The sequence below is a fragment of the Ruegeria sp. YKSF070 genome (assembly GCF_059612725.1).
Genome location: NZ_JBXWRD010000013.1, coordinates 85,064 through 96,546 on the forward strand (window position 1 = coordinate 85,064; position 11,483 = coordinate 96,546).

General features: G+C 63.7%; 13 protein-coding genes. 3 read left to right on the top strand and 10 right to left on the bottom strand.

The window, feature by feature from the left end; all coding sequences use genetic code 11:
• Positions 1 to 2: 2 nt before the first annotated feature.
• Together AC2FL1_RS09625 and AC2FL1_RS09630 are read right to left on the bottom strand one after the other, a co-directional pair.
• Complete coding sequence (locus tag AC2FL1_RS09625) at positions 3 to 983, bottom strand: membrane dipeptidase (RefSeq protein WP_496876758.1); 981 nt, start codon at positions 981 to 983, stop codon at positions 3 to 5.
• A complete protein-coding gene (locus AC2FL1_RS09630) occupies positions 980 to 2,431 on the bottom strand; it encodes an aldehyde dehydrogenase family protein (protein WP_496876759.1) in 1,452 nt (483 codons plus the stop codon). Before AC2FL1_RS09630 ends, AC2FL1_RS09625 begins: the two co-directional genes overlap by 4 nt.
• A 102-nt stretch (positions 2,432 to 2,533) precedes the next feature.
• Between AC2FL1_RS09630 and AC2FL1_RS09635 the strand changes: the two genes are divergently transcribed.
• Positions 2,534 to 3,406 (top strand): LysR family transcriptional regulator, encoded by an 873-nt coding sequence (locus tag AC2FL1_RS09635; protein ID WP_496876760.1) that lies wholly within the window; start codon positions 2,534 to 2,536, stop codon positions 3,404 to 3,406.
• Between the two features lie 3 nt (positions 3,407 to 3,409).
• Here AC2FL1_RS09635 and AC2FL1_RS09640 read toward each other — a convergent pair whose 3' ends face one another.
• Positions 3,410 to 3,841 carry a DUF1489 family protein gene (locus AC2FL1_RS09640; RefSeq protein ID WP_496876761.1) on the bottom strand — a complete coding sequence of 144 codons (432 nt, stop codon included), beginning with the start codon at positions 3,839 to 3,841 and terminating at the stop codon, positions 3,410 to 3,412.
• 130 nt (positions 3,842 to 3,971) lie between these two features.
• On the opposite strand from AC2FL1_RS09640, the gene AC2FL1_RS09645 reads away from it, so the two are divergent.
• Together AC2FL1_RS09645 and recO are read left to right on the top strand one after the other, a co-directional pair.
• The gene (locus tag AC2FL1_RS09645) at positions 3,972 to 6,452 is read left to right on the top strand and encodes an adenosylcobalamin-dependent ribonucleoside-diphosphate reductase (RefSeq protein ID WP_496876762.1); all 2,481 of its coding nucleotides are present in this window, start codon (positions 3,972 to 3,974) and stop codon (positions 6,450 to 6,452) included.
• An 89-nt stretch (positions 6,453 to 6,541) separates the two neighbouring features.
• Positions 6,542 to 7,267: a DNA repair protein RecO gene (gene recO / locus AC2FL1_RS09650; RefSeq protein ID WP_496876763.1), complete on the top strand. Its 726-nt coding sequence runs from the start codon at positions 6,542 to 6,544 to the stop codon at positions 7,265 to 7,267.
• On the opposite strand, the gene AC2FL1_RS09655 is transcribed toward recO, so the two are convergent.
• The 7 genes from AC2FL1_RS09655 to AC2FL1_RS09685 all read right to left on the bottom strand — a co-directional run.
• A complete protein-coding gene (locus tag AC2FL1_RS09655; RefSeq protein WP_496876764.1) occupies positions 7,251 to 7,646 on the bottom strand; it encodes an META domain-containing protein in 396 nt (131 codons plus the stop codon). The two genes, recO and AC2FL1_RS09655, sit on opposite strands and share 17 nt — an antisense overlap.
• An 8-nt stretch (positions 7,647 to 7,654) precedes the next feature.
• Positions 7,655 to 8,332: a ribonuclease III gene (rnc, locus tag AC2FL1_RS09660; RefSeq protein ID WP_496825728.1), complete on the bottom strand. Its 678-nt coding sequence runs from the start codon at positions 8,330 to 8,332 to the stop codon at positions 7,655 to 7,657.
• Entirely contained in the window at positions 8,329 to 9,168 is an 840-nt protein-coding gene (gene lepB / locus AC2FL1_RS09665) for a signal peptidase I (protein WP_496876765.1), read from the bottom strand. Before lepB ends, rnc begins: the two co-directional genes overlap by 4 nt.
• A gap of 33 nt (positions 9,169 to 9,201) precedes the next feature.
• Positions 9,202 to 9,648: a holo-ACP synthase gene (gene acpS, locus AC2FL1_RS09670; protein WP_496825732.1), complete on the bottom strand. Its 447-nt coding sequence runs from the start codon at positions 9,646 to 9,648 to the stop codon at positions 9,202 to 9,204.
• A 64-nt stretch (positions 9,649 to 9,712) separates the two neighbouring features.
• Positions 9,713 to 10,459, bottom strand: a complete 747-nt coding sequence (locus AC2FL1_RS09675; RefSeq protein ID WP_496876766.1) for a pyridoxine 5'-phosphate synthase — start codon at positions 10,457 to 10,459, stop codon at positions 9,713 to 9,715.
• A 36-nt stretch (positions 10,460 to 10,495) separates the two neighbouring features.
• Complete coding sequence (locus AC2FL1_RS09680; protein WP_496876767.1) at positions 10,496 to 11,152, bottom strand: DUF2062 domain-containing protein; 657 nt, start codon at positions 11,150 to 11,152, stop codon at positions 10,496 to 10,498.
• A gap of 31 nt (positions 11,153 to 11,183) precedes the next feature.
• Positions 11,184 to 11,483: ACT domain-containing protein (locus AC2FL1_RS09685; protein ID WP_496876768.1), on the bottom strand; the 300-nt coding region annotated here is incomplete at its 5' end.

Consider the following 11,483-nt stretch of genomic DNA (forward strand, 5'->3'; position numbering starts at 1 on the left):
TCTTATCCTTGCGGGACGAAGTTCTGGGCAAAGAACCGGTACCAGTTCCCGCCCATGATCCCGGCCACTTCGTCCTTGTTCAGGCCGGTCGCGCGTAACCCGTTCTCGATATTTCCAAAATCGCGATTGTCCTGGAACCAGTGCGGCATCGGGGGAAAGCCCGGCGCGCTGGCGGAACCCTCGCCAAAGTCGATCTCCTTGGACCAGCGCCCGGTGCGCATCCATTCCACCACGCTGTCAGGCTGGTCCTGGCACAGGTCGGTGCCGATCCCCAGATGTTCGACGCCGTACCGCTCGGCGGTGCGCGCGATCATCTCGCAGAAGCTGTCCAGCGTGCAGTCGGACTTGTCCTTGAGGTGGTGCGGATAGACCGAAAAGCCCAGCATGCCGCCATTTTCGGTGACCGCCCGGATCACGTCGTCACGCTTGTTGCGCAGGGCCGGGGCCCAGTCATGCGGGTTGGCATGAGTGATGGCGATGGGGCGTTCCGAGATCTCGGCGGCCTCGATGGTCGAGCGGTCGGCGGAATGGCTCATGTCCACCACCAACCCCACGCGGTTCATCTCCTTGATGACCTGACGGCCCATGCGGGTGATGCCCGCATCCTCGGCCTCGTAACAGCCGGTCGCCAGCAGCGACTGGTTGTTATAGGTCAGCTGCATGAAACGCGCGCCCAGCGTGTGCAGGATCTCGACCAGCCCGATATCGTCCTCGATCGGGCTGGGGTTCTGGAACCCGAAAAAGATCGCGGTGCGCCCGGTCTCGCGCGCGATGTCGATATCGCGGGCCCATTGCCCCTTCATGATCAGGTCGGGATATTGTTCGAACCAGCGGTTCCATTTCTCGAAATTCAGGACCGTCTCACGAAAGCTTTCGTGATAGGCGATGGTGACATGCACCGCATCGACATGGCCCGCGCGCAGCTGGCGAAAGATCTTTTCCGACCAGTTGGCATATTGCAGGCCGTCGATGCGATAGCTCATTGTGGTGCCCCCGCGCTGATGTAAGCGGTCTTGACCGTGGTATAGAACTCGGCCGCCGCCTTGCCCTGTTCGCGCGGCCCGTAAGAGCTGTCACCGCGGCCACCAAACGGCACGTGGTAATCGGTGCCCGCCGTCGGCAGGTTCACTGTCACCACCCCGGTGCGCGCGTTGCGGCGGAAATGGGTGGCGCGTGCCAGCGACTGGGTGACGATGCCCGAGGTCAGGCCGAAATTGGTATCGTTCACCACGCTCAGCGCCTCGTCATAGCTGCCGACCTTGATCACGCTGGTCAGCGGCGCGAACATCTCTTCGCGGTTGATGCGCATGGTGTTGGTGGTGTTCAGGAACACGCCGGGCGACATGTAATAGCCGTCCTGCGGCATATCGAGCCGCTGGCCGCCGCAGGCCAGTTCGGCGCCCTCGGACTTGCCCAGATCGACATAGGCGAGGTTCTCGGCCAGTTGCTGCTGGCTTACCACCGGGCCCATCTGGGTGCCCTCGGCCAGCGCATGGCCCACCTTCATCGCCTGTGCGCCCGCCACCAGCTTCTCGACAAAGGCGTCGTGGATGGCGGCATGCACCACCAGCCGCGAGCTTGCGGTGCATTTCTGCCCAGTGCCGCCAAAGGCACCGCCCAGCGCCAGCGTCACCGCCAGATCCAGATCGGCATCGTCCATCACCGCCAGCGCGTTCTTGGACCCCATCTCCATCTGAACCTTGGTCAGGTTCTGGATGGCGGCGGACGCGATACCCTTGCCCACCGGCACCGAGCCGGTGAAGGAAATCGCATTGACCAGCGGGCTTTCCACCAGCCGCTGGCCAATGCTGCGACCCGAACCCATGACCAGGCTGAAAAGGCCCTTGGGGACGTCCTGGCGCGCGATGATCTCGGTCAACGCCACCGCGCTGGCCGGGGTGATATTGGCCGGTTTCCACACCACCGCATTGCCATAGCAAAGCGCGGGCGCGATCTTCCACGAGGCAGTGGCGGTGGGAAAGTTCCACGGGCTGATCACCGCGACCACGCCCACCGCCTCGCGGCGCACGTCGATCTCGACGCCCGGGCGCACGCTGTCGGCATTCTCGCCCAGCTGGCGCAGGCATTCGGCGGCGTAATAGGTAAAGAACTGACCGGCGCGATAGACCTCGCCCTTGCCCTCGGCCAGCGGTTTGCCCTCTTCGCGGCTGAGTAGCGTGCCCAACTCCTCGGCCCGGGCCATCAGCTCGGTGCCGATGGACATCAGCACCGCCTGCTTGCGCTCCATCCCGTAAGCCGCCCATTCCGCCTGTGCGCGCCGGGCCTGAAGCAGCGTCGCATCGAGCTGATCGGCGCTGGCCTGGGCAAACATACCAACCAGATCGCTCAGGTCCGACGGGTTGCGGTTTTCGATTTCAGCTTCGCCCGCCAGCCATTCGCCCGCGATGAGATTGAGTTTTGTGTCCGACATGCCTCTGGCCCAGTTCCTCGAATGAATTGGGTCATGGTGGACTCCGCGCACCATATCGGTCAAACTTAAACTTCTTAATGAAATTTCAGGTTTTCTGAACTCATGATCAAGATCGAGATGCTGCGCTGTTTCAGCACTGTTGCACAAACAGGAAACCTTGCCGATGCCGCAATGCGGATGGGGCGGACCCAGTCCGCGCTGTCGATGACCCTGAAACAGCTTGAGGAACATCTGGGCCAGCGCCTGTTCGAGAACGAGCGCAAGAACCGCCTGACCCCGCTGGGGCAAGAGGTGTTCCGCTTTGCCCAGCAGCAGCTGCGCCAGTTCGACGATACCATACAGGCGATCGAGGCGGCGGCGCGGGCGCCGCAAGGGATCTTGCGGGTGGCGTCGATCCCTTCGGCCTCGGGGCTGGCGCTGCCTGGCGCGATCGAGACGATGATGCACCGCAACCCTTCACTGGATCTGGAACTGCGTGACATGGATAGCGGCAGGGTGGTGGATGCGATCCTGCAAGGGCAGGCCGATCTGGGCATTGTCTCGGGCCAGCCGGTGCTGAACGGGGTCGAAAGCGAAACCCTGTTCGAGGACGCATACGGCCTGCTTTGCGCCACCGGTCATCCGCTCGCACAGCAACCACAGGCACCCGATATCGACGCGGTCTTTGCCTCGGGCTTCATCCGCAACAGCCTGTGCGGGCTGATCGAGGCGCCCGAGATACACGCCGCCCTGCCCCGCGCCCGGATCACCGTGCACAACACCCATTCGCTGCTGGCGATGGTGAGGACGGGCAAATGGGTGACGATCCTGCCGCGCTCGGTGGCACGGGTTCAGCCGACAGAACTGACATTCCGCCCCATCGCCGGGCTGGAGGAACAGCGCAGCGTGTCGCTCTTGATCCACACCCGGACCCAGTTCCCGCAGCTGGTCGAGGAATTCTCCGACATCCTGCGCCACAGCCCCTGGACCGGCTGAGGTTCAGATCACCCCGATCTCGGCCAAGGCCCGGTTCAGGTCCTCGGGCAACGCATCGTCCTGCGCGCGTCCCTTGGGCAGGTCGGGCGGTGTGTCGGCAGGGTTCAGATAGCGCCAGCCCTGAAACGGGCGTTTCTGGGTGCTGTGGGTGCGGTGCAATTCGGGGTCGAGCACCAGCGCACAATGGCGGGTGCCGTCCTGTCCGGTGACCTCGTCCATCCGCAGCACCCGCTGGCGGCACTGGATCAACCCCTTGATCACCCAATAGATCGACCCGCCCGCCAGGATCTCGGACTCACGTTTGGGCCACATGCGGGTGACATGGCGCGGCAATCCGTCCTTGGTCTGCGCCCGGCGCATCGCCTGCCATTCGGCCAAACTGTCGACACTTTCCGAACCGACGCTGAGCTTGATCAGATTGACGTAGTTATCCACAGCTTTCCCACAGAGTCGTCCCAAGACCACCTTGATATTGTAGCTCACCGCGCTCGGGCATCAAGCTGTTGTGGCCATCCTCACATTTGGTTTAATCTGGATATCTCTTCCAGCACGAGGGAATCATCCGATGAGCCGTTTCGCCGCCCCCATCGCCGAGCAGATTTGGGACATGAAATACCGTTTCAAACAGGCGGACGGCACCCCGATCGACCAGACGGTCGAGGACAGCTGGCGCCGCATCGCCCGCGATCTGGCCCGCGTCGAACAGGATCCCGACCGCTGGGAGCGGGAATTCTACACCGCGCTGGAGGATTTCAAATACCTGCCCGCCGGGCGCATCACCGCCGGTGCGGGCACTGCGCGGCAGGTGACGCTGTTCAACTGCTTTGTCATGGGCACCATCCCCGACAGCATGGGCGGCATCTTCGAGATGCTGAAAGAGGCGGCGCTGACCATGCAGCAGGGCGGCGGCATCGGTTACGATTTCTCGACCATTCGCCCGCGCGGGGCCGATGTGAAAGGCGTGGCCGCCGATGCCTCGGGGCCGCTCAGCTTCATGGATGTGTGGGATGCCATGTGCCGCACCATCATGTCCGCCGGTTCCCGCCGGGGCGCGATGATGGCGACCATGCGCTGCGACCATCCCGATATCGAACAGTTCATCGCCGCCAAATCCGACCCTGCCCGCCTGCGCATGTTCAACATGTCGGTGCTGGTCACCGATGCCTTCATGGAGGCGGTCAAGGCCGACGGCTCGTGGGAGCTGCAATTCGACGGCAAGGTCTATCACACGGTCGAGGCACGCACCCTGTGGAACAAGATCATGCAGGCCACCTATGATTATGCCGAACCGGGCGTGATCTTCATCGACCGGATCAACGCGGCCAACAACCTGAACTATGTCGAGACCATCGCTGCCACCAACCCCTGTGGCGAACAGCCCCTGCCGCCCTATGGCGCCTGCCTGCTGGGCTCGATCAACCTGGCACGGCTGGTGACGAACCCGTTCGAAGACGCAGCCGAACTGGACCCCGAGGCGCTGCAAAAGCTGGTCGCCACCGCCGTGCGGATGATGGACAACGTGGTCGATGCCTCGAAATTCCCGCTGCCCGAACAGGCCGCCGAGGCGCAGAACAAGCGCCGGATCGGGCTGGGCGTGACCGGACTGGCCGATGCGCTCTTGATGCTGGGCCTGCGCTATGGCAGCGACGAGGCCGCCAAACAGACCGAAGACTGGCTGCACGCCATCGCCCGCGCCGCCTATCTCGCCTCGGTCGAGCTGGCCAAGGAAAAAGGCGCCTTTCCCCTGTTTGACGCCGAGAAATACCTGGCCTCGGGCACCATGCGGGCCATGGACGAGGATGTACGCGAGGCGATCCGCGCCCACGGCATCCGCAACGCTCTGTTGACCTCGATCGCGCCCACCGGGACCATCTCGCTCTATGCCGGCAACGTGTCGTCGGGGATCGAGCCGGTCTTTGCCTATGCCTATACCCGCAAGGTGCTGCAAAAAGACGGCAGCCGGACCGAAGAAGAGGTGGTCGATTACGCCGTGCAGATGTGGCGCGACAAGTTCGGCGACACCCCCCTGCCCGACTATTTCGTCAACGCCCAGACGCTGGCGCCCGCCGATCACGTGCGGATGCAGGCGGCGGCGCAGAAATGGATCGACAGCTCGATCTCCAAAACGATCAACTGCCCCGAGGATATCTCGTTCGACGCGTTCAAGGATGTCTACATGCAGGCCTGGGATCTGGGCTGCAAGGGCTGCACGACGTACCGGCCGAATGATGTGACGGGGAGTGTGTTGAGTGTGGCTGAGGAGAAACCTGTTTCGGGGCAACGGTTGAGAGACGCCAGAAAAGAAAAATCTCTCTCACAAGCAGAGCTTGCTGAAGCCGTCGGTGTGTCTCAAGCTCATATTTCCAAATTGGAGAATGGAAGCACCGCCTCGATTGACCTTGTAACCCGCCTAGCCAAAACACTCGGTGTAGGACCATCTTGGTTGCTTTTCGGCGAAAACTCCGCCCCCACCATCGTCGCCAAATCCGATGCCGAACCCCAGACCCCCCATGGCGACGTCATCTACATGTCCGAGCCGCTGGACCGGCCCGAACACCTTGAGGGCAACACCTACAAGATCAAGTGGCCCGACAGCGAGCATGCGCTCTACATCACCATCAACGACATCATCATCAACGGCCACCGTCGCCCGTTCGAGGTGTTCATCAACTCCAAGAACATGGAGCATTTCGCCTGGACCGTGGCACTGACCAGGATGATTTCGGCGGTGTTCCGGCGCGGCGGCGATGTGTCCTTTGTGGTCGAGGAACTGAAAGCCGTGTTCGATCCGCGCGGCGGTGCCTGGGTCAAGGGCAAGTACATCCCCTCGATCCTGGCCGCCATCGGCGGAGTGATCGAACAGCACCTGATCGCCATCGGCTTTCTCGAAGGCGAGGGCATGGGCCTGAAATCGGACCCGCAGGCGCAGGTGGTGAACGGCGACGCGCCGCGTGGCAAGGCCTGCCCCAGCTGCGGCCAGTTCGACATGCAGATGGTCGAGGGCTGCATGACCTGCCGCAGCTGCGGCCATTCCAAATGCGGTTGAGGCCCGGACGGGCCTGAGCCGCGCGGGCGGGCCTTGCGGTCTGCCCCCGGATGCGGCCATTCTGTCCCCGAACGAGCGTGAGGGGCGACATGGATTGGCGTGATCAGGGCATCCTGCTTTCCGTGCGTCGCCATGGCGAGACTTCGGCGATCATCGACACCTTTACCGCCAGCCATGGCCGCCATGCGGGCGTGGTACGGGGTGGCACCAGCCGCCGCATCGCGCCGATCCTGCAACCGGGAGCGCAGCTCGACCTGAGTTGGCGCGCCCGGCTGGAGGAGCATCTGGGCAGTTTCACGGTGGAACCGTTGCGCTCGCGCGCGGCGGCGGCGATGTCAGGGCGACTGGCGCTGGCCGGGCTGAACGCGGTCGTCTCTCTCTTGTCCTTTTGTCTGCCCGAGCGCGAGGCGCATCCCCGACTATACAAGCAGTCCGAACAGCTTCTGGACCTGCTTGGGCAGGACGAGATCTGGCCGCTGGCCTATCTGCGCTGGGAACTGGCGCTGCTTGACGCGTTGGGCTTTGGCCTTGATCTGAGCAGCTGCGCGGTGACCGGGTCCAGCGACGATCTGGTCTATGTCTCGCCGCGCAGCGGGCGCGCGGTCAGCGCGGGGGCAGCTGGCGAATGGGCCGAGCGGCTGTTGCCACTGCCGCCCTGCCTGCGCGGCGAAGGCCCGGCGCCGGACCCCGAGATCGCGCAGGCCCTGCGCACCACCGGCTATTTTCTGGAACACCGAGTCGCGCCCGCCCTGGGCCACGCGCCGCTGCCACAGGCGCGCGGGCGGCTGATCGACCTGATCAGTCGGTTGCCCTGAAAAGCATCTCGTGCCCAGCCTCATTACTCAAGATCAGCACCGCCCCCGAGACCTCGATCTGTTCCATCGCCAGAAGCGCCGCGAAGAACGCCCCCTCGGCCTCCAACTCGGGACAGGCGGCGCGGGTGGCGACCAGATCGGCGATTTCGAACCACGGATAGGGCGCGTCCAGCCGGGCGGTAAAGCTGTTGCACGGCCCCTGCCCCGCAATTTGGCCCGGTTCGGGAAAGCGCAGCGTTGCCTCGGCGACAAAGGCGGTGCCGTCTATGCTCTCGACCTGCCAGGCCTGCCCGGCGGCGCCATAGGCGGTGGCGGTCTCATCCTGCCCGCAATATCCCAGCGCCAGCGCGGGCAACAGAAGGGCGAGGCGGGCCAGCATCGCGGACCTTAATCCATACCGTCGAGCAGCTTGCGCGCGGCGGCCTGTTCGGCCTGCCGCTTGGCCCCGGCGGTGGCCTCGGCCCGGCGGCCATCGGCCAGTTCCGCCAGAATGGTAAAGACCGGCGCATGATCGGGGCCAGAGCGTTTCACCAAAGTATAGCGCGGCGGGGTTTGGCCACGCGCCTGCGCCCATTCCTGAAGCGCGGTCTTGGCGTCGCGCGCGTCAGCCTCGACCTGATGGATACGCGCCCCCCACAGCCGCAGGATCACCGCCTCGGCGGCGGTAAAACCGCCATCGCGATAGACGGCGGCGATCACCGCCTCCATCGCGTCGCCCAACAGCGCCAGTTTGCGCCGTCCACCCGACATCATCTCGGAGCGGCCCAGTTTCAACACCGCGCCCAGATCGGCCTCGCGGGCGACCTCGGCGCAGGTCTCCTTGCGCACCAGCGCGTTGAAGCGGGGTGCCAGCTGACCCTCGGTCGCGTCCTTGTCCGCCTCCAGCAATGCCGTCGCCATCACCAGCCCCAGCACCCGGTCGCCCAGAAACTCCAGCCGCTGATTGTCCTGCCGGGTGGCCGAGGAGATCGAACCATGGGTCAGCGCGCGCACCAAAAGCTCGGGCCGCTCGAAAGAGTAGCCCAGCCGCGCCTCAAAGGCCTTCATCTCTGCCGAAAGCTTCACTCGATCCCCTTGAAGAAACGATCGCTGCGCCAGGTCCAGAAGAACAGCATCGACCGGCCCGCCGACGAGAACATGATGCGGTCGGCCCGGCCGATCAGGTTCTCGTAAGGCACAAAGCCGACCCCGCCCGCCGATTGCGGCAGGCGGCTGTCGCTGGAATTGTCGCGGTTGTCGCCCATGAAGAAGTAATGTCCCTCGGGCACCGTGTAGACGCCGGTATGGTCCGAGGCCTGATTGCCGATATTGATGATCTTGTGGCTGACGCCGTTGGGCAGCGTCTCGATCTGGCGCGATTTCTGGCAGATGCCGCCCTCACCCACTGGACCGTTCTCGCAGCGCGGGCGCAGGCGTTGGGGGCCTTGCGCCTCGGCCAGCTCTTCGAACACGCCGTCATCTTCCAGCTTTACCGCCTGATCGTTGATGTAGAGGACGCCGTCCTTCATCTGGATGCGGTCGCCCGGTAGGCCGATCAGACGCTTGATGAAATCGCGCCCCGAAACCGGGTGACGGAACACCACCACGTCGCCACGCTCGGGCGTGCCGCCGAACAGGCGGTCATTATCGCCCTTGGCCCAGCCACAAACATCCTCGGCGTCGATGTCGATGCCGAATTGCGGCAATACCAGGCTGGGGCACGAGGCATAGGAATAGCCATAGGCCATCTTGTTGACGAAGAGGAAATCGCCGATCAGCAGCGTTTCCTTCATCGAGCCCGAGGGGATCCAGAACGGCTGAAAGAACAGCGTCCGGAACACGCCCGCGATCAGCAGCGCATAGACGATGGTCTTGATCGTCTCGACAAAGGCATTTCCGGTCTTGGCGGCTTTGCTGGCCATCAGGCTCTCCAGTTGCTGCGGGCGTTTCGGGGGCTACATGCGGGGCGGGGCGGGGTAAGTCAAGTTCACCTCCCCCGCCTCGGCGAGCGGGCGCGCCTCGATCACGACAAAGGCCTGTGCCCAGGGGTGATCGTCGGTCAGGGTGACATGGATGATCGCCTCGTAGCCTTCGGGCGTCATCTCGCGCAGACGCTCGGCGGCCCAGCCGGTGACCTGCATGACGGGCTGACCGGTCGCCAGGTTGCTGACCGCCATGTCCTTCCAGGCGATACCCATGCGCAGGCCGGTGCCCAGCGCCTTGGAACAGGCCTCTTTCGCGGCCCAGCGCTTGGCATAGGTGCCGGCAGTGTCGGCGCGACGCTCGGCCTTGCGCTGCTCGATCTCTGTAAAGACGCGTTTGCGAAAGCGGTCACCGAAGCGGTCGAGCGTGCGCTCGATCCGCTCGATATTGGCCAGATCGGTGCCGATACCCAGGATCATTGCGGTGTCCCAAAGTTTTCCGGAAACTTTGGGCAAGACTTTTTGAAAAAGTCTTGCGCCCGGGTCATGCCCGCGCCTCATCCATCAGGCGGCGCATTTCGGCGATGGCGGGTGTGAGCCCGCGAAAGATCGCCTCGCCGATCAGGAAATGGCCGATATTCAGCTCCATCACCTCGGGAAAGGCTGCGACCGGCTGCACCGTGTCATAGGTCAGGCCGTGGCCGGCGTGCACCTCCAGCCCCAGCGAATGGGCAAAGGCGGACATTTCGCGCATCGCCTCCAACTCGCGGTCGCGCTTGGCGAAATCGCCTTCGGCATGGGCATCGCAATAGGCCCCGGTATGCAGTTCGATCACCTGCGCGCCGATCCGGTGCGCGGCCTCGATCTGGCGTTTGTCGGCGGCGATGAAGATCGACACCCGGCAACCCGCTTCGCGCAGCGGCGCGATGAAATGGGCCAGCCGGTTTTCCTCGCGCGCGACCTCAAGCCCGCCTTCGGTGGTACGTTCCTCGCGCTTTTCGGGCACGATGCAGACTGCGTGCGGCTTGTGGCGCAGCGCGATCTTCTGCATCTCGTCGGTTGCGGCCATCTCGAAGTTGAGCGGCACGTCGAGCGCCGCCATCAACCCGTCGATATCGGCATCGGTGATATGGCGGCGATCCTCGCGCAGATGCGCGGTGATGCCGTCGGCACCGGCCTGCTCGGCCAGGATGGCGGCACGGATCGGGTCGGGGCTGGCACCGCCGCGCGCGTTGCGCACGGTCGCCACATGGTCGATATTCACGCCAAGACGCAGGTGGGGAACAGACATGACGGGATTTCCTTTCCGACTCGCTCGCGCCCGACCCTAGCCGGGATTTTCCGGGTTTGGCAGATCGGCCTGCGCCTTTTTCTTGATCGCCTCGAACTTGGCCTTGATCTTGGAGCGGCGGCGTTTCTGATAGGTGCTGATAACCGGCAGGCTGAGGTAGTAACAGAGCACACCCGCAAAGATACCCGGTGCGATACCACCAACCAGATAGGGAAAGAACACCTCTTCATAGAACAGGTCGAGTGCCTGCCAGTCGGCGTCGCGATCGGTGAAGAGCGCCAGGAAATTATCCTTCAAGTCGCCCGCGGCACGGGCAAACTTGCGCATCAGGCCCTGTTTGGCGCCTTCGTGAAACTCGGTCCCCAAAAGGAAATGGCCGGTCTGCAAAGAGATCACCCCGATCGGCACATAGGTCAGCGGATTGCCGAAGAATGTCCCGCTGAGCCCGGCCAGGATATTGCCGTTGATCAGCCGTGCCAGAACCGCCGCGATCACGAAATGGATGCCATAAAACGGTGTGAACGAGGCGAACACCCCAGCCCCGATGCCACGCGCGATACGTTCGGGCCGGTCCGGCAGACGGCGGACCCGGTGTTTGACATAGTGAAAGGCTCGGGTCCAACCGCCACGCGGCCAGATCAGTTCCCACAGCACCTGCAGCGGAGAGCGTCGATCTCGGCGCTTGAAAACCACGCTTGGATGTCCTTTCCCTGCCTGTCGGCCTTTACCCGGCCGCGGCGCCCGCTTTGGCCTTTTCCCTGTAGCGCTCGACCGAGGCCACGTCACCCTCGGCCTCGAGCGCCAGCATCAACGAATGCAACTGTTCCACATCCCGCAATTCGACGCTGATCATCAGGCGATAGAAATCCGGTTTGCGGTCTATGAATTCCAGGTTGGAGATATTGGCCTTCTTCTCACCGATCAATGTGCAAATCCGTCCCAGCACCCCGGCATCATTGCCGATGGTCAGGTCCAGCGTAGCACCATAGGCGGCAGGGTGGGTGCCGGAATGCCAGTGCAGATC